Annotated in this window: 13 protein-coding genes and 1 pseudogene; 10 read left to right on the forward strand and 4 right to left on the reverse strand. The window is 64.2% G+C overall.

All coding sequences use genetic code 11. From position 1 onward, the window contains the following. Positions 1-34 precede the first annotated feature (34 nt). From phaC to phaR, 4 genes are all read left to right on the forward strand, one after another. Positions 35-1,975: a class I poly(R)-hydroxyalkanoic acid synthase gene (gene phaC, locus C9I57_RS26245; RefSeq protein WP_181321958.1), complete on the forward strand. Its 1,941-nt coding sequence runs from the start codon at positions 35-37 to the stop codon at positions 1,973-1,975. 185 nt (positions 1,976-2,160) lie between these two features. Continuing rightward, on the forward strand, positions 2,161-3,342 hold the full coding sequence (locus C9I57_RS26250; RefSeq protein ID WP_107153513.1) for an acetyl-CoA C-acetyltransferase: 1,182 nt from the start codon (positions 2,161-2,163) through the stop codon (positions 3,340-3,342). Positions 3,343-3,442: 100 nt separating this feature from the next. Then, the gene (locus C9I57_RS26255) at positions 3,443-4,183 is read left to right on the forward strand and encodes a 3-ketoacyl-ACP reductase (RefSeq protein WP_107153514.1); all 741 of its coding nucleotides are present in this window, start codon (positions 3,443-3,445) and stop codon (positions 4,181-4,183) included. 151 nt (positions 4,184-4,334) lie between these two features. After that, positions 4,335-4,904, forward strand: a complete 570-nt coding sequence (gene phaR / locus C9I57_RS26260) for a polyhydroxyalkanoate synthesis repressor PhaR (RefSeq protein ID WP_107153515.1) — start codon at positions 4,335-4,337, stop codon at positions 4,902-4,904. 125 nt (positions 4,905-5,029) lie between these two features. Here the strand turns inward: phaR and C9I57_RS26265 are convergent. Then, positions 5,030-5,722 (reverse strand): annotated as a pseudogene (locus C9I57_RS26265) (phosphatase PAP2 family protein); the annotation flags it as partial. 214 nt (positions 5,723-5,936) lie between these two features. Here C9I57_RS26265 and rimO point away from each other — a divergent pair. From rimO to C9I57_RS26280, 3 genes are all read left to right on the forward strand, one after another. Beyond that, complete coding sequence (gene rimO, locus C9I57_RS26270) at positions 5,937-7,337, forward strand: 30S ribosomal protein S12 methylthiotransferase RimO (protein ID WP_107153517.1); 1,401 nt, start codon at positions 5,937-5,939, stop codon at positions 7,335-7,337. Between the two features lie 70 nt (positions 7,338-7,407). Next, positions 7,408-8,598, forward strand: a complete 1,191-nt coding sequence (gene bktB / locus C9I57_RS26275; protein WP_107153518.1) for a beta-ketothiolase BktB — start codon at positions 7,408-7,410, stop codon at positions 8,596-8,598. Continuing rightward, positions 8,595-9,785 (forward strand): cystathionine beta-lyase, encoded by a 1,191-nt coding sequence (locus C9I57_RS26280; protein WP_107153519.1) that lies wholly within the window; start codon positions 8,595-8,597, stop codon positions 9,783-9,785. Before bktB ends, C9I57_RS26280 begins: the two co-directional genes overlap by 4 nt. A gap of 22 nt (positions 9,786-9,807) precedes the next feature. Here the strand turns inward: C9I57_RS26280 and serB are convergent, their stop codons facing one another. Continuing rightward, a complete protein-coding gene (gene serB / locus C9I57_RS26285; RefSeq protein ID WP_107153520.1) occupies positions 9,808-10,647 on the reverse strand; it encodes a phosphoserine phosphatase SerB in 840 nt (279 codons plus the stop codon). 275 nt (positions 10,648-10,922) lie between these two features. On the opposite strand from serB, the gene C9I57_RS26290 reads away from it, so the two are divergent. Further along, entirely contained in the window at positions 10,923-11,495 is a 573-nt protein-coding gene (locus C9I57_RS26290; RefSeq protein WP_107153606.1) for a DUF6013 family protein, read from the forward strand. 55 nt (positions 11,496-11,550) lie between these two features. Here the strand turns inward: C9I57_RS26290 and C9I57_RS26295 are convergent, their stop codons facing one another. Then, positions 11,551-12,360 carry an ABC transporter permease gene (locus C9I57_RS26295; protein ID WP_107153521.1) on the reverse strand — a complete coding sequence of 270 codons (810 nt, stop codon included), beginning with the start codon at positions 12,358-12,360 and terminating at the stop codon, positions 11,551-11,553. Continuing rightward, positions 12,357-13,049 (reverse strand): ABC transporter ATP-binding protein, encoded by a 693-nt coding sequence (locus C9I57_RS26300; RefSeq protein WP_258187826.1) that lies wholly within the window; start codon positions 13,047-13,049, stop codon positions 12,357-12,359. The genes C9I57_RS26295 and C9I57_RS26300 overlap by 4 nt, the downstream gene beginning before the upstream one ends. Before the next feature lie 149 nt (positions 13,050-13,198). Here C9I57_RS26300 and C9I57_RS26305 point away from each other — a divergent pair, with 149 nt between their 5' ends. Further along, on the forward strand, positions 13,199-15,583 hold the full coding sequence (locus C9I57_RS26305; protein ID WP_107153523.1) for an AsmA family protein: 2,385 nt from the start codon (positions 13,199-13,201) through the stop codon (positions 15,581-15,583). Between the two features lie 63 nt (positions 15,584-15,646). After that, positions 15,647-17,239 carry an ABC-F family ATPase gene (locus C9I57_RS26310; RefSeq protein ID WP_107153524.1) on the forward strand — a complete coding sequence of 531 codons (1,593 nt, stop codon included), beginning with the start codon at positions 15,647-15,649 and terminating at the stop codon, positions 17,237-17,239. Positions 17,240-17,282: the final 43 nt, after the last annotated feature.

A 17,282-nucleotide genomic window follows, 5' to 3' on the forward strand; every position in this document is an offset into this window, starting at 1 on the left:
TCAGTCTTCCGAGGCTTACCGGTCACGAGCGGGTATGACAGCTTCAAAACGTCCTTCGACTTCCTCTCACGCTGATACTTCTTCGAGCCGCGGGCAGCAGGCCGCGGCGGGCAACGCCGATCCACAGCGAATGTTCGATGCATGGATGAACGCATGGCGTGCATTTGCAAATGAGATGTCGCGGCCCGCCGCCGCGCCGTCGGGCGCGGCGGCGTCCGCGTCGAACGGAACGGCCGCGCCTTTCGCGTTCCCGTTCACCATGCCGCCGATACCCCAAATGCCGCAGATGCCGCAGATGCCGTCGTTGTCCGCGCTGTACGGCATGCCCGGTGCGCCCAACTGGAATAAGACGGCGCCCGCAATTCCGGGCATTCCCTTGGCGGTGCCTTCCGAGCGGCTGCAGCAATTGCAGGCGGACTACACGCGGGAATTCATCGAGCTGATGAAGCAGGCGAGCGCCGGCGGCGCGGCGGCTCCCGAACTGCCGGACCGGCGCTTTTCGTCTGAAGCTTGGAAAGCGTCGCCGGCCTTTGCCTATATGGCGGCGTGGTACCTGCTCAACGCGAGGTACCTGCAGGAACTTGCCGACGCTGTCGACACGGACCCGAAGACGCGCGAGCGAATTCGCTTCTCGGTCCAGCAATGGACAGCGGCAGCCTCGCCGAGCAATTTCCTCGCGCTCAATCCGGAAGCGCAGAAGGCGCTCGTCGAGAGCCACGGTGAGAGCTTGCGTCAGGGTGTCATGAACCTGCTCTCCGATCTGCGGCGCGGGAAAATCTCGCAAAGCGACGAGTCGCGCTTCGTCGTCGGCAAGAACATCGCCTCGACGGAAGGCGCCGTCGTCTTCGAGAACGATCTGATCCAGCTGATCCAGTACAAGCCGCGCACCGAAAGCGTCTTCGAGCGGCCGCTCCTAATGGTGCCGCCTTGCATCAACAAGTACTACATTCTCGATCTGCAGCCCGAGAGTTCGCTCGTCGCCCATGCGCTCGAATCGGGCCATCAGGTCTACATGATTTCCTGGCGCAATCCCGATGCGGCGCTCGCCGGCAAGACGTGGGACGACTACATGACGGAAGGCGTGCTCGCCGCCATCGACGTCGTCAAGAGCGTGAGCGAGCGCGAGCAGATCAATACGTTCGGGTTCTGCATCGGCGGGACGATGCTCGCGTCGGCGCTCGCGATCCTCGCGGCGCGCGGTGAGCATCCGGCCGCCTCGATGACGCTCGTCACGGCGATGCTCGATTTCTCCGACACGGGCGTGCTCGACGTCTTCGTCGACGAAGCGCACGTGAGCATGCGCGAGCAGACGATCGGCGGCTGCAACGGCGCCGCGCCGGGCCTCATGCGCGGCGTCGAGTTCGCGAACGCGTTCTCGTTTTTGCGGCCGAACGATCTCGTCTGGAACTACGTCGTCGACAATTATCTGAAGGGCCGCACGCCGGTGCCGTTCGATCTGCTCTATTGGAACAGCGATTCGACGAATCTGCCGGGGCCGATGTTCGTCTGGTACTTGCGTAACACCTATCTCGAGAACCGGGTGCGCGAGCCCGGCGCGCTGACCGTGTGCGGCGAGCCGCTCGATCTGTCGCGCATCGACGTGCCGACGTTCGTCTACGGCTCGCGCGAGGATCATATCGTGCCGTGGCGGACGGCCTACGCGTCGGCGCCGCTGTTGACCGGGCCGCAGCGGTTCGTGCTCGGCGCCTCTGGCCATATCGCCGGTGTCATCAATCCGCCGGCGAAGGGCAAGCGCAGCTACTGGGTCTATGAAGGAAGCGAGAAGACGCTGCCCGAGGATCCGGACGAGTGGTTCGACGCAGCCGTCGAAAAGCCTGGCAGCTGGTGGCCCGATTGGATCACCTGGCTCGACCAGTATGGCGGCCGCAAGGTCAAGTCCCGCGCACAACTCGGCTCGGCCGAGTATCCGGTCATCGAGCCGGCGCCGGGGCGCTATGTGCAGGAGCGCGATTGAGCGAAGGCAAGCCGTTCGTTCCATCGGCCGCGACACTCGATCGGATCGAGCGCTGACGCGCGAAGTCCGGATCGGCTGCTTCACGGGACCTCGGTCACGCGCACCCGCGCGAACCGCGGTCGGAATTGATTTTCAACTGTACGAGGCGCGGCCCACAAGGCCGCCTCGCTCGGAGGAGTTCCAAAATGACAGACGTAGTGATCGTTTCCGCTGCTCGTACCGCCGTCGGCAAATTCGGCGGCTCGCTTGCCAAGATTCCGGCGCCGGAGCTCGGCGCCACGGTGATTCGCGCGGTCCTCGAGCGTGCGGGCGTGAAGCCCGAGCAGGTCAGTGAAGTCATCATGGGCCAAGTGCTGACCGGCGGCTCCGGGCAGAACCCGGCACGGCAAGCGCTCATCAAGGCGGGCCTGCCGAGCGCCATTCCCGGCATGACGATCAACAAGGTCTGCGGCTCGGGCCTGAAGGCGGTCATGCTCGCGGCGAACGCCGTCATTGCCGGCGATGCGGACATCGTGGTCGCGGGCGGCCAGGAGAACATGAGCGCCGCGCCTCACATCCTGCTCGGCTCGCGCGACGGCTTCCGCATGGGCGACGCAAAGCTCATCGATTCGATGATCGTCGACGGCCTCTGGGACGTCTACAACCAGTACCACATGGGCGTGACCGCTGAAAACGTCGCCAAGGAATACGGCGTGACGCGCGAAGAGCAGGACAAGTTTGCCGCGCTCTCGCAGAACAAGGCCGAGGCCGCGCAGAAGTCGGGCCGCTTCGACGACGAGATTGTGCCCGTCGAAGTGCCGCAGAAGAAGGGCGAGCCGCTGCGCTTTGCCACCGACGAGTTCGTGCGTCATGGTGTCACCGCGGAGTCGTTGGCGGGGCTGAAGCCTGCTTTTGCGAAGGATGGCTCGGTGACGGCCGCCAATGCGTCGGGTATCAATGACGGCGCGGCGGCCGTGCTGGTCATGTCGGCGAAGAAGGCCGACGCGCTCGGCCTGAAGCCGCTCGCGCGCATCAAGGCCTATGGGAATGCGGGCGTCGATCCGAAGGTGATGGGGATGGGGCCGGTGCCGGCGTCGCGGCGCTGCCTCGAGCGTGCGGGATGGTCCGTCGGCGATCTCGATCTGATGGAAATCAACGAGGCATTCGCGGCGCAGGCGCTGGCGGTCCATAAGCAAATGGGCTGGGATACGTCGAAGATCAACGTGAACGGCGGCGCAATTGCGATCGGTCACCCGATCGGCGCGTCGGGTTGCCGTATTCTTGTCACGCTGCTGCACGAGATGCAAAAGCGCGACGCGAAGCGCGGCTTGGCTTCGCTTTGCATCGGCGGCGGGATGGGCGTGGCGCTGGCCGTCGAGCGGGTGTGACGGCGCGCATGTCGCAGGAAGGGCCGCTTGGTCGGGGCGGTTGATAACGAGGGGCGGGGCGTCAGGCGCCCCGCTCAAAAAGAGAAATGGAGCGTGATTCATGAGTCAGCGCATTGCGTATGTAACGGGCGGGATGGGCGGTATCGGCACCGCCATCTGCCAGCGCCTTCACAAGCAGGGCTATCGGGTGATCGCGGGGTGCGGGCCGAACTCGCCGCGCCGCGCGACGTGGCTCGAGCAGCAAAAGGCGCTCGGCTACGATTTCGTCGCGTCGGAAGGCAACGTCGGCGATTGGGAGTCGACGAAGGCCGCGTTCGACAAGGTGAAGGCCGAAGTCGGCGAGATCGACGTGCTCGTCAACAACGCGGGCATTACGCGCGACGTCGTGTTTCGCAAGATGACGCATGAGGACTGGACGGCCGTCATCGACACGAATCTGACGAGCCTGTTCAACGTGACCAAGCAAGTCATCGACGGGATGGTCGAGCGTGGGTGGGGGCGCATCGTCAACATCTCATCGGTCAACGGTCAGAAAGGGCAGTTCGGGCAGACGAACTATTCGACCGCCAAGGCGGGCATTCACGGCTTCACGATGGCGCTTGCGCAGGAAGTCGCGACGAAGGGCGTGACGGTCAACACGGTGTCGCCGGGCTACATTGGGACGGATATGGTCAAGTCGATCCGCGCCGATGTGCTCGAGAAGATCATTGCGACGATTCCGGTGCGCCGGCTCGGCTCGCCGGACGAGATCGCTTCGATCGTGACGTGGCTGGCGTCGGAGGAGTCGGGCTTTGCGACGGGCGCCGATTTTTCGTTGAACGGCGGTTTGCACATGGGCTGATGCGCGTCGGCCGGCTGCGGATTCCGCTGTGTCGCAGCCGGCACAGTCGCGTTTCGGGGTTTCGGTTTCGGGGGCCGGTCCGCCAGTGCCACAGCGGCGGATTCGACGCGCCGACACTGCGCTACATTGGCTTGATATTAGAAGGCGTTACATGTCGACTACAAAGAAAACAGCCGAGCGATTCATCAAAAAATATCCGAACCGTCGGCTCTATGACACGGAGACGAGCACATACATCACGTTGAGCGACGTGAAGCAACTGGTGCTCGACCAGGAGGACTTCAAGGTCATCGATGCGAAGACCAACGAAGATCTGACGCGCAGCATCCTGCTGCAGATCATTCTCGAAGAGGAGAGCGGCGGCGTGCCGATGTTCTCCTCTTCGATGCTCTCGCAGATCATCCGTTTCTACGGACATGCGATGCAGGGAATGATGGGTACGTATCTGGAAAAAAATATTCAGGCGTTCATCGATATCCAGAACAAGCTCGCCGAGCAGTCGAAGACCCTTTACGAGGGCAACGCGCTGAACCCCGAGGTTTGGTCGCAATTCATGAACATGCAAGCGCCCATGATGCAGGGCATGATGACGAGCTACATCGAGCAATCGAAGAACATGTTCGTGCAACTGCAAGAGCAGATGCAGAATCAGGCGAAGTCGATGTTCAGTTCGTTCACATTCAATAAGCCTAATTCGGGGTCGGAGCCCGAAAAGAAGTAGGCGGCAGTCGAGTCGCGCTATCGATTCGCGACCAACCGAGGATGGGAACTCCGACAGGCGGCAGGCGCCACCGGCCGGATTTCCGTTTGCGCTGACAGGCCAGGCACCGCTGGGGCGGCCGTGTGCAAGGCGTTCGTGATCGACTCGCCTAGCCGCACCACTTCGTCGAATTGAGTAATCAACTCGAAGCAGAGAACAAAGGCGAGCGTATAGGAGGCCGCCGGCGATCGCTCGAACCATATCGATGCCGGCCGCGCATATCGCTTCCTCGCGGCCTCACGCGTCATCGCATACGTAATGGCGGCGCCGAGGATGGCGCCTCCAATGACGTCCGTCGGATAGTGCAGACCCAGGTAGACGCGCGGCAGGCAAATAAAGACGACTGTGTAAAGCAGGACGAGCGCGCCAAGTGCTCGCCAGACCAGAAAGATCCCAGTGGCGACGGACATCCACAGCATGGCGTGGTCGCTTGGGAAGGAGTTCCAGAAGCGCAACACGGGCTCCGGGAAGTTCACAGAGGGGAAGTGCAGAAGCAATTGTGAGTTATGAATCGGCCGCACGCGATAAGGCAGGTAATGCGCCAGTGTCCTGCCGACGAGCAGCGACAGGAGTCCGCTCGCTATCGTCGCGATCACCATTTCGCGTTGCCACTCGCGGCGCTCGTCAGGCTGGAACCAGATCCACCAGAGAACAGGGATCAACACGAAGCCCTTGAACGTATAGAGGCCCGCCATCACGCGAATCGCATGGTTGAGCACGGCGGAATCGAATTCGTGCTGCGTAAGAAATGTCAGTATCGCGGTATCGAAACCGTTCATCGTCGTCCCCCACGGATTTTTGTATCGAATGCTTGTCAGGACTGGCGCTATGTTGTTCGAGCACGGAGGCCGGTGAGGGTAGCACTACGAAACCGGGACAAAAAACTCAAAAAATGATGGCGCGGTACAATATGCGGTTTCCCGGACGGGTTGCGCGCGGTGCCGTGCATATGCCGCTCGCCGCATCCTGTCGTCGCTATTTGCCGGACCACCCATGCCGCAGACTTCATCCCCCACCTCGCCTGTCGCCGCGCCGAGCGCTGCTCCCAAAGTCGGCTTCGTTTCCCTCGGGTGCCCCAAGGCTCTCGTCGACTCCGAGCAGATCATCACGCAGCTGCGCGCCGAGGGTTACGAGATCTCGGGCACCTATGACGGTGCCGATCTCGTCGTCGTCAACACCTGCGGCTTCATCGACGAAGCGGTTCAGGAAAGCCTCGACGCCATCGGCGAAGCCCTCACCGAGAACGGCAAGGTCATCGTCACCGGCTGCCTTGGCGCCAAAAAGAGCGCAAGCGGCACCGGTCTCATCGAGGAAGTGCATCCGAAGGTGCTCGCGGTCACGGGCCCGCACGCCGTCGGCGAGGTCATGCAGGCCGTGCACAGCCATCTGCCGAAGCCGCACGACCCGTTCGTCGATCTGGTGCCGCCGGCGGGGATCAAGCTCACGCCGCGCCACTATGCGTATTTGAAGATTTCCGAGGGCTGCAACCATCGCTGCACGTTCTGCATCATTCCGTCGATGCGCGGAGACCTCGTCTCGCGTCCCGTGGCGGAAGTGATGCTGGAAGCCGAGAATCTCTTCAAATCGGGCGTGAAGGAGTTGCTCGTGATCTCGCAGGACACGAGCGCCTACGGTACCGATGTCAAGTTCCGCACCGGCTTCTGGAACGGCCGTCCGCTCAAGACACGCATGACGGAGCTCGTCGGCGCACTCGGCGAGCTCGCGGCGCAATACGGCGCCTGGGTCCGGCTCCATTACGTCTATCCGTATCCGCACGTCGACGAGATCATTCCGATGATGGCCGAGGGCGCGCTGAAGGGTCACGTTTTGCCCTACCTCGACGTGCCGTTCCAACACGCCGATCCGCAAGTGCTCAAGCGCATGAAGCGTCCAGCCAACGCCGAGCGGACGCTCGAGCGCGTCGCCAACTGGCGCCGGATTTGCCCCGATCTGACGATCCGCAGCACGTTCATCGCAGGGTTCCCCGGCGAGACGGAGGCGCAATTCGAGACACTCCTCGAATTCATTCGCGCCGCGGAGCTCGATCGAGTCGGCTGCTTCGCGTACTCTCCCGTCGAAGGTGCGAGCGCGAACGAGCTCGATGGCGCGTTGCCCGATGAAGTTCGGGAAGCGCGTCGCGCGCGCTTCATGGAAGTCGCCGAAGAAGTGTCGGCCAAACGCATGGCGCGCAAGGTCGGTAAAACGCTGAAGGTGCTCGTCGACGAAGTCAACGCCGACGGCGGCATCGGCCGCACGGCCGCCGACGCGCCGGAGATCGACGGCGTCGTCTATGTCGCGCCGGCGACGAAGGCGTCGAAGCGCTACAAGGTCGGCGACTTCGTTTCGGTGAGAATCACGGGCGCCGACGGGCACGACCTCTGGGGAGAAGTCTGACCGCAGCGCGTGCTTCGCGTCTCGTTCGCCTCGAATCCATCCATCGACAACTTCAGTTCAGGAGACGGCAATGCAACGAGAAGTCGTAGTCGTGAGCGGCGTGCGGACGGCGGTCGGCGATTTCGGCGGCAGCCTCAAGGATTTCGCGCCGACCGAGCTCGGCGCGCGCGTCGTGCGTGAAGCGTTGTCGCGCGCGCAAGTGCGCGGCGACGAAGTCGGCCATGTCGTTTTCGGCAATGTCATTCAGACGGAGCCGAAGGACATGTATCTCGCGCGGGTGGCCGCGCTCAACGCCGGCGTGGCGCAGTCCGCGCCCGCCATGACGGTCAACCGCCTATGTGGCTCGGGTCTGCAGGCGGTCGTTTCGGCCGCGCAGAGCATCCTGCTCGGCGATACGGACATCGCGGTCGCGGGCGGCGCGGAAAGCATGAGCCGTGCACCGTACATCGCGCCGGCCGCGCGCTTCGGACAGCGCATGGGCGACGCGCGCATCGTCGACATGATGCTCGGCGCGCTTCATGATCCGTTCGAGTCGTTTCATATGGGCGTGACAGCCGAAAACGTCGCGCGCAAGTACGGCATCACGCGCGAGGCCCAGGATGCCCTCGCGCTCGAATCGCATCGGCGCGCCTCGCGCGCGATTCGCGAAGGCTATTTCAAGAGCCAGGTCTTGCCGATTTCGGTTTCGTCGAAAAAGGGCGAGGTGGTCTTCGACGCCGATGAGCATGTGCGACACGAGACGCCGATCGAAGACCTCGCGCGGCTCAAGCCTGTCTACCAGAAGGAAGGCGGGACGGTGACGGCCGGCAATGCATCGGGCATCAACGACGGTGCGGGCGCGCTCGTGCTGATGGAGCGTCGCATTGCGGAAGCGCGAGGAATCAAGCCGCTCGGGCGCATCGTCGCCTACGGCCACGCGGGCGTCGATCCGGCCTACATGGGCATCGGGCCGGTGCCGGCCACGCGCCAGGCACTCCAGCGCGCGGGGCTTTCGGTGGCCGATCTCGACGTGATCGAGGCCAACGAGGCGTTCGCGGCACAGGCATGCGCGGTGACGGCGGAGCTCGGGCTCGACCCGGCCCGCGTCAACCCGAACGGCTCCGGTATCTCGCTCGGTCATCCAATCGGCGCCACGGGCGCGATCATCGCGATCAAGGCCCTCTACGAGCTGCAACGCCGTAACGGGCGCTACGCGCTCGCGACGATGTGCATCGGCGGAGGGCAAGGCATCGCCGTCATATTCGAAACGTATCAACCATGACAGATTCCACTTCCTCCTCGCGGGCCCGGCAAACGCGCATTGTCCATGCTGAGCCGCACCTCGAGCCGGGCTTCGAGTCGTTCGTGACGCCGGTCATGCGCGCCTCAACAGTCGTTTTCCCCGATCTCGCAACGGTGCGAGCGGGGGACTGGCGCGACGATTCGCAATGGCGCTACGGTCTGCACGCGACGCCGACTTCGGCCGCGCTCGCGCAGCGCGTCGCGGCGATCGAGGGCGGCAAGCAAGCGCTGTTGCAGCCGTCGGGGCTCTCGGCGATTTCGAACGTCTATTTCGGCATCGTCAAAACCGGCGACGACGTGCTGATCCCCGATAACGTCTACTCGCCGAACCGTGAGCATGGCGAATGGCTGGCGCACGATTTCGGCGTTTCCGTCCGTTACTACGATCCGCTCGTCGGCGCCGGCATCGCCGACCTCATTCGGCCGAACACGCGTCTCATCTGGATCGAGTCGCCGGGCTCGGTCACGATGGAAGTGCCCGACGTCCGTGCGATCGTGGCGGCGGCACGCGAGCGCCATGTCGTGACCGCGATCGACAATACCTATTCGGCGGGCCTTGCGTTCCGGCCGCTCGAGCTTGGCGTCGACATCTCGGTGCAGGCGATGACGAAGTACCAGTCGGGCGGCAGCGACGTGCTGATGGGCGCGACGATCACGATCGATCACGAGCTGCACCTGAAGCTGAAACGCGCGCGCATGCGCATGGGGATCGGCGTCTCGGTCGACGATTGCTCACTTGTGCTGCGCAGTCTGCCGAGCATGAAAGCTCGCTTCGAGGCACACGATCGTACCGCGCTGGGCCTCGCACGTTGGCTGAAGGCGCGTCCGGAAATCGCGGCGGTGCTGCATCCGGCGCTGCCCGATTGTCCCGGCCATGCCGAGTTCATGCGCGATTTCACGGGCGCGGGCGGGCTCTTTTCGGTGATCTTCGACGAGCGCTATAGCCACGCGCAGATCGATGCGTTCGTCGAGGCGCTCGAGCTCTTCGCGATCGGTTGGAGCTGGGGCGGCGCGCACAGTCTCGCCATGCCGTACGACGTGGCGTCGATGCGCACGGCGTCGCGCTGGCCGCATCGGGGTATCCTGGTTCGGTTCTATACCGGTCTGGAAGACGAGGCCGATCTGCGCGCCGATATCGAGCGCGCGATGAAGTCGGCGCTCGGTTGATCCATTCGCCGCGCCCCGGCGCTCAGAAAAGCCGAAGCAAGCCGTCGAGGCCGACGTAATTGAATGCCACGTCGGCAGCGGCGCGCACGACGGGCTTCGCGCGGAACGCGATCGAGAGTCCCGCCTCGGCCATCATCTCGAGGTCGTTCGAGCCGTCGCCGAAGACGATGGCCTGCGACGTCGGAATGCCCGATGCCTCGCAGGCCTTGCGCAAGGTATGTGCCTTCACGCTCGCGTCGACGATCTCGCCTAGCACCTTTCCAGTCAGCTTGCCGTCGACGATTTCGAGCGTATTGGCGCGCGCGAAATCGAGGTTGAGCTTCGCTTTCAGCCGGTCCGTGAAGAACGTGAAGCCGCCTGAGACGAGCAGCGTGCGCATGCCGGCAGCCTGCACGGCGGCAAGCATGGTCTGAGCGCCTGGCGAGAGTCGCAGCCGTTCGCGGAAGACGTGTTCGAGCGCCGTCGCGTCGAGCCCTTTGAGCAGCGCGACACGCGCCGTGAGGCTTTCGTCGAAGTTCTTGATCTCACCGCGCATGGCGGCCTCGGTGATCGCCGACACTTCTGCCTTGAGCCCGCAAAAATCCGCGATTTCGTCGATGCATTCGATCGTGATCAGCGTCGAATCCATGTCCATGGCCACGAGGCCGAAGTCCCGCAGCGAGAGCCCGGGGCGCACGAACGCGTAGTCGAGCGCGTGAGTCGCGCAATAGGCCTCCACGTCGCCGCGCTGGGCAGGATCGGCATCGGCGATTCGGACCGCATAGGGATCGACGGGCTGCGCATGCGAGCCCCGTGCGAGTGCGATAAGCGGTTTGACATGAGCAGCCGCTAACGGCTCGGGGCTTTGAATGACGAGATTCATCGGTGACGCGGGGAAGTCGTTCGTTCTGGTATCGGCGCGGCTGCTGCCGCGAGAAATCCGCCCATTGTAACGGTTCGCCGCCGGCCGGCCTATCGGGGCCGTATCCGCAACCGCATTCGCCGCACGAATGCAAGCGGTGCAACTCCCGATCGCGGCCGGCGAGCCGCTCGTCGCCGGTCGCGTTAGACTGGGAGCGCGGGCCATCCGTCCGGTCGCGAGATCGGCTCGGGTGCTGCCTGCATCGTCGTGTGCCGCACCAACCGAGGATGACGAACATGATGAGACGACCTCTGCGCCCAACCCGTTCGCTGCTCGCGGCTTGCGCCTGCGCGGCTGCCTGCGCCGGCTTGGCGATCGCGCCCGCAGCGCATGCGGCTCCACCGATCACGGTCACATCCAAGACGCCGACTTCCGGTCCGATCAAGTACACCGTGAAAGTCGCCTCGAAGGCGTTCGGCAATCTGCAGGAGACGCGAACGATCAGCTCAGGGCAGACCGACGACTTCAACTGGAAGACGGCGTCGACCGCTGGTGCAACGCCCGTTCCGGAGCAGTGTCCCGGCTATTCGTCTCTCGCGCTCGATGCGAACGGCGCGCTCGCCCGCCAGATCAGCGTGCGTCTCGCGCCGATCGTCGCCGACGACGGCACCGCCACGGTGCAGATGAGCGTGCAGGCGAGCATGCCCAAGGGCCGAGCGACGACCGTCAAGACGGGCGGCAAGACGCTGCAATGTCCGCAGGTGACGGGGATGAGTCAGGTAGTGCGCTTCACGATGCCGACGACCGGAGCCGCGAAGACAGTCGCACTCAACGACGGCACGCGCGTGACCGTCTCGGCCAAGCGCTGAGACCTTCCGTTTCGCGCGGCAGTTTGTGCCGTGTACGGCTCGATTCCGCTCCGCATCACTGCGCTTCGCGGCGCTCCAGCAGCCGCGAGGCCAGAAACCGATGGTCGGCCGAGAAGAGCCGCCGATAAGTCAGCAGGACTGCGCCGACGGTGCCGAGTGCCGACGATGCCGCGATCAGGAACATGATCACGATCTGGTAGCGGACGGCCTGCAGCGGCGATTGTCCGGCCAGAACCTGCCCGGTCATCATCCCCGGAAGGCTGACGACGCCGACCACGGCCATCTGGTTCAACGTCGGAATCATGCCGGCGCGCACGGCTTGCCGCGCGGGGCCTTGCGCGGCCTCCCAGCGCGTTGCGCCGAGCGCGAGCGCCATGTCGACGCGGTCGCGCCGTGCGGTCAGCTCCTCGGCCATCCTCTCGATCGCGAGCGAGACACCCGTCAGCGTGTTGCCGAGGATCATCCCGAGGATCGGTATCGCATACTGCGGCTCGTACCAGGGATGAATGCGGATGACGGCGAAAAGGCCGATGGCCGCCACGAGCCATGCGCTGATCCAGATCGAAACGATGCTGTCGGCGCGTTGGCCCGCGTAGGTATGCGCGCCGCGCGCCGCGCCGGCCAGCCCGGCGACGATCGTCATGACCGCGATGACGGGCAGGACCACGTACCAGTGGGCATTCGCGAAGACCCAGCCGAGCACATAGCCGATGGCGAGCAGCTGAACGACGGTGCGCACGGCGGCGAGCGCGAGCTTGCGGCCGAGACCGAGCGAGAGCGCCATCGAGACGGCTCCGTTGACGACGATGAGCAGTGCCGCGATGGCGACGTCTACGAGACTGAGATTTTGCAGAACGGCATTCATTGCACAGACTCCTCGGCCAATCCGAGCTGGCCGGCCCGCATCGTCAACTGCCGCGCGGCGACGCGCGCGGCCTGCGCAGGGTCGTGCGAGACCCAGATCGAGGCGCGCTCGGCGGCACGGGCGTCGAACCAATCGGCGACGAGCGCTTCGATGGCTTGCGCGGATTGGGGATCGAGCGAGGCGGTCGGCTCGTCGAGGAGCAGGACCTCGGGATCGAGCTGAAGGACCCGGATCAGCGCGGTGATCTGCGCTTCGCCGCCCGAGAGCTCGCTCGCGCGCTTGTCGAGAAAATCGCTTGCGCGGCCGGCGCGCTCGGCGAGCCGCGCCGCGCGAGTACGGTCGAAACTCGCGTCGCGATAGGCATGCAGCGAGAACGGATAGCGCAAATTGTCCTCGACCGTGCCGTCGAGCACGGCCGGCCGCTGCCGGACATAGGCGACATTCTTGCGATAGCGCGGAATCGTCCGGCGTTCGACGGGCCGCCCATGCCATGCGATGCGCCCCACATCGAGCGGGTCGAGCAGCGCGAGCGCGCGCAAGAAGACGCTTTTGCCGGCGCCCGAAGGGCCCGTGACGGCAAGGCGGTCGCCGGCGGCCAGCGCGAAGTCGGTCGCGGCGAGCAGGGTGGTACCGGTACGCGGATCGCGTCGGACGATGCCCTGCGCTTCAACGAGAAGTGGGGTGTTCAATCGGCGGCTCTTTGATGATCGCGGCACGCGGTTCGTCATGATAGAGGGAGATCGGCGGCATAGTGCTTGCTCCAGCGCAACTATGACGATCGCGCTCGGGATCGATGCGGTAGAGCGATCGGCGCGCGCGGCCACTCCGCGGAGCATTTATGCCCGTTGAACGCACTCGCCGGTCCGTTCTCGGCACGGTCGGCAAAATTCTCGCCTGGGTCATCGGCATCGCGCTCGTCGTCATCGCGGCGCTGGCCGTTTTCGTCGTGACGTTCGACTGGAACCGGGCCCGGCCGTGGATCGACGACAAAGTATCGCAGGCGCTCGGGCGGCCGTTCGCGATCAACGGCGATCTTCGCATCGGCTGGGAGCGCCCGGTCGGCGAGAGCGGCTGGCGCGCCTGGGTGCCGTGGCCGCGATTTTCCGCCTATCGTGTGACGATCGGCAATCCGTCATGGGCCAAGGCGCCGCAGTTCGCGACTTTCGACGAAATCACCTTCGACGCGAAGGTTCTGCCTCTCATCGCGCATACGATCTCCGTGCCGACGATCGACTTCGTCAATCCGTCGATCGATCTCGAGCGCCTCGCGGACGGGCGGGATAACTGGACATTCCAGTTCAAGCAGTCGCGGCAGCCGATGCATTGGTCCGTGGAACTCGGCACCCTGGGTTTCGCGAAGGGCACGATCGCGCTTGCCGACGCGCTCAAAAAGATCGATATGCGGGTCGGCGTCGATACGCTTGGACAGCCGATCCCGATCGGGGAAGTGCTGAAACAGCAGGAATCGGCGTCGCGGCAAACGGCCGCGAACGTCGTGGGCAAGCGCGGCGCGCGCAAGCTCAGCAAGCAGGCACAGGCCGCGTCGGGCACGAGAGCGGGCTCGGCAGCATCCGCAGTGTCCGGCGCGGCGATTGCGCCATCGGCATCCGGTGCATCCGGCGCATCCGGCGCATCGAGTTCGGCGGGAATCCCGAACGCCTCCACCGCTTCTGGAGCCGCCGCCAGCTCGCCGTCCGCCGCGCCCTCGAATCCTCGGGATCAGTACGCGCTGGGCTTCACGGCAAACGGCACCTATCGGTCGACGGCAGTGTCGGGTACGGGCAAGATCGGCAGCGTGCTCGAACTGCGCGACACGACCCGCCCGTTTCCGCTGCAGGCCGACGTGAAGATCGGAGACACGCGACTGGCGCTGGTCGGCACGCTCACGGACCCACTGCATCTGGCGGCGCTCGACATCCGGCTCTGGCTGCAGGGTGCAAGCGCCGCTCATCTTTATCCGATCCTCGGCGTGCCGCTGCCGGAGACGCCGCCTTACGCGACTGACGGGCACCTGGCCGGCCATCTCGGCACGAAAGACACGGTTCTGACCTACAGCGGCTTCAAGGGCCGCGTGGGCGGAAGCGACCTCGAAGGCACGTTGACCTACGACAATCGAGGCCCGCGTCCGCTGCTGAAGGGCAATGTCGTTTCGAAGCTGCTGAGGTTCGAGGATTTGGCGCCGATCATCGGAGCCGACACGAATGCCAGCAAAGCACATCGCGGCGAGGCGATCAAACAGCCCGCCGACAAGGCATTGCCCGTCGAGCCTTTCCGAACGGAGCGCTGGCGTGCGGTCGATGCCGACGTGACGTTCACGGGCAAGCGCATCATCAAGAACCCGCAGTTGCCGTTCACGGACCTCTACACGCACGTCGTGATGAAGGATGGCAATCTGGCGCTGGTGCCGCTGCGTTTCGGGTTCGCGGGCGGATCGCTGGCCTCGGACATCAACCTTGACGGCGGCGCCGTGCCGCTCAAGGCGCGCATTTCGTTGTCCGCGCGGCATCTGAAGCTGAAACAGTTGTTCCCTACGCAAAAGACGATGCAATCGGCCCTCGGCGAGCTGAATGGCGACGCGGCACTAACGGCGACGGGCAACTCGCCGGCGGCGATGGCGGCGACGCTCGATGGCGAGACGAAAGCACTCGTCACGCAGGGCAAGCTGAGCCTGCTGTTGATGGAAGCGGCGGGACTCAACGTGGCGAACGTCGTGTATCGGAAGCTCTTCGGCGACCAAAACATCAACATCCACTGCGGCGCGGCCGATTTCGTGGCGACGCACGGCGTGCTCGATACGCGCACTTTCGCGCTCGACACCGACGATGCGCTCATTGCAATGAACGGCAACATCGATCTGCGCAACGAATCGATGAAGCTGACGATCCATCCTCAGACGAAAGGACTGCGCGTGTTTTCGCTGCGCTCGCCGCTCTACGTCAAGGGCACGTTCAAGCGTCCGGACGTCGGCGTCAGCAAAGGAGCGCTCGCCCTGCGGGCCGGCGCGGCCGTCGCCCTCGGTCTCATCAATCCGTTCGCGGCACTGATTCCGCTCATCGCGCCGAGTCATAACAACCCTGCGCCTTGCGACGAGCTGATCGCCCGCATGCGAGAGGCGCCGAGCGAGAAGCCGGCGGCAGCGACGCAATCCGACCGCCCTTCCGCGCCTGCTAGCGCGACGGCGCCGGCCGAAACCGGGGGGGCGAGCGCGGGCGAGGGCAGGTGAGCTTCACGAAAGCTTGGTAAAATTCCAGGTTTTTCGTCGAACGTCATTCCGAGGACTCGCGCCGTGCTGTCTACCGCCAACATCACCATTCAATTCGGGCCGAAGCCCCTTTTCGAGAACATCTCGGTCAAGTTCGGGGAAGGGAACCGGTACGGCCTCATCGGCGCGAACGGCTGCGGAAAATCGACGTTCATGAAGATTCTCGGCGGCGATCTCGAGCCGAGCGCGGGCACAGTCATGCTCGAGCCGAACGTGCGCCTCGGCAAACTGCGGCAGGACCAATTCGCTTACGAGGACGTGCGCGTGCTCGACGTCGTGATGATGGGGCACACGGAGATGTGGGCCGCGATGACCGAACGCGACGCGATCTATGCGAACCCCGAGGCGACGGACGAGGATTACATGCACGCCGCCGAGCTCGAGGCCAAATTCGCGGAGTACGGCGGCTACACGGCCGAGGCGCGCGCGGGTGAACTGCTGCTCGGTATCGGTATTCATATCGACGACCACAACGGTCCGATGAGCAACATCGCGCCGGGCTGGAAGCTGCGTGTGCTGCTCGCGCAGGCGCTCTTCTCGAAGCCTGACGTGCTGCTGCTCGACGAGCCGACCAACAACCTCGACATCAATTCGATCCGCTGGCTCGAGAATGTGCTGAACGAGTACAACTCGACGATGATCATCATCTCGCACGATCGTCACTTTCTGAACCAGGTCTGCACGCACATGGCGGACATGGATTACGGCACGCTGAAGATCTACCCGGGCAACTACGACGACTACATGCTCGCATCGACGCAAGCCCGTGAGCGCCAGGCCGCGGCGAATGCGAAGGCGAAGGAGCGTATTGCCGATCTGCAGGACTTCGTGCGCCGCTTCTCGGCGAACAAGTCGAAGGCACGCCAGGCGACGAGTCGCTTGAAGCAGATCGATAAGATCAAGATCGAGGAGTTCAAGCCGTCGTCGCGGCAGAACCCGTTCATTCGCTTCGAGTACGAGAAGAAGCTCCACAACATCGCCGTCGTGGCCGACGGCATCACGAAGCGCTACGACCGCACGATCTTCGAGAACTTCAATCTCTCCGTGCAGCCGGGCGAGCGGATCGCGATCATCGGCGAAAACGGCGCGGGCAAGACGACGCTTTTGCGGTCGTTGTTCGGCAACCTGGCCGTTGATCGCGGCACGGTGAAGTGGGCCGAGAACGCGAACGTCGGCTACATGCCGCAGGACACTTACGAGGAGTTTCCCGACGACGTCACGCTGACCGACTGGATCGATACTTTCCGCAAGGACGGCGATGACGATCAGATGGTGCGCGGCACGCTCGGCCGCCTGCTGTTCAGCGGCGACGACATCAAGAAGTCGGTGAAGGTGCTGTCGGGTGGCGAGAAGGGCCGCATGATCTGGGGCAAGCTGATGCTGGGCCGCCACAACGTGCTGCTGATGGACGAGCCGACCAACCATATGGACATGGAGTCGATCGAATCGCTGCAGATCGCGCTCGACAAGTACGAAGGCACGCTGATTTTCGTTTCGCATGACCGCGAGTTCGTCAGCGGCCTGGCGAATCGCATCATCGAGGTCCGCACGGACGGGACGCTCGTCGACTTCGGCGGGAATTACGAGGATTTCCTCGGGAGCCAAGGGTTGCAGTAAGCCCCGGAGCCAATCCGAGCGAGGTGAGTAGAATAAGCGGATC

The sequence above is a fragment of the Trinickia symbiotica genome, from assembly GCF_003028655.1.
Taxonomy (GTDB): domain Bacteria; phylum Pseudomonadota; class Gammaproteobacteria; order Burkholderiales; family Burkholderiaceae; genus Trinickia; species Trinickia symbiotica_A.

Bases quoted from the DNA above. Each gene is read 5' to 3' on its own strand.
- C9I57_RS26280 (WP_107153519.1), top strand. From the start codon at position 8,595: ATGACAGATTCCACTTCCTCCTCGCGGGCCCGGCAAACGCGCATTGTC.
- C9I57_RS26255 (WP_107153514.1), top strand. From the start codon at position 3,443: ATGAGTCAGCGCATTGCGTATGTAACGGGCGGGATGGGCGGTATCGGC.
- C9I57_RS26295 (WP_107153521.1), bottom strand. From the start codon at position 12,360: ATGAATGCCGTTCTGCAAAATCTCAGTCTCGTAGACGTCGCCATCGCG.
- rimO (WP_107153517.1), top strand. From the start codon at position 5,937: ATGCCGCAGACTTCATCCCCCACCTCGCCTGTCGCCGCGCCGAGCGCT.
- C9I57_RS26305 (WP_107153523.1), top strand. From the start codon at position 13,199: ATGCCCGTTGAACGCACTCGCCGGTCCGTTCTCGGCACGGTCGGCAAA.
- C9I57_RS26290 (WP_107153606.1), top strand. From the start codon at position 10,923: ATGATGAGACGACCTCTGCGCCCAACCCGTTCGCTGCTCGCGGCTTGC.
- phaC (WP_181321958.1), top strand. From the start codon at position 35: ATGACAGCTTCAAAACGTCCTTCGACTTCCTCTCACGCTGATACTTCT.
- C9I57_RS26250 (WP_107153513.1), top strand. From the start codon at position 2,161: ATGACAGACGTAGTGATCGTTTCCGCTGCTCGTACCGCCGTCGGCAAA.
- bktB (WP_107153518.1), top strand. From the start codon at position 7,408: ATGCAACGAGAAGTCGTAGTCGTGAGCGGCGTGCGGACGGCGGTCGGC.
- serB (WP_107153520.1), bottom strand. From the start codon at position 10,647: ATGAATCTCGTCATTCAAAGCCCCGAGCCGTTAGCGGCTGCTCATGTC.
- phaR (WP_107153515.1), top strand. From the start codon at position 4,335: ATGTCGACTACAAAGAAAACAGCCGAGCGATTCATCAAAAAATATCCG.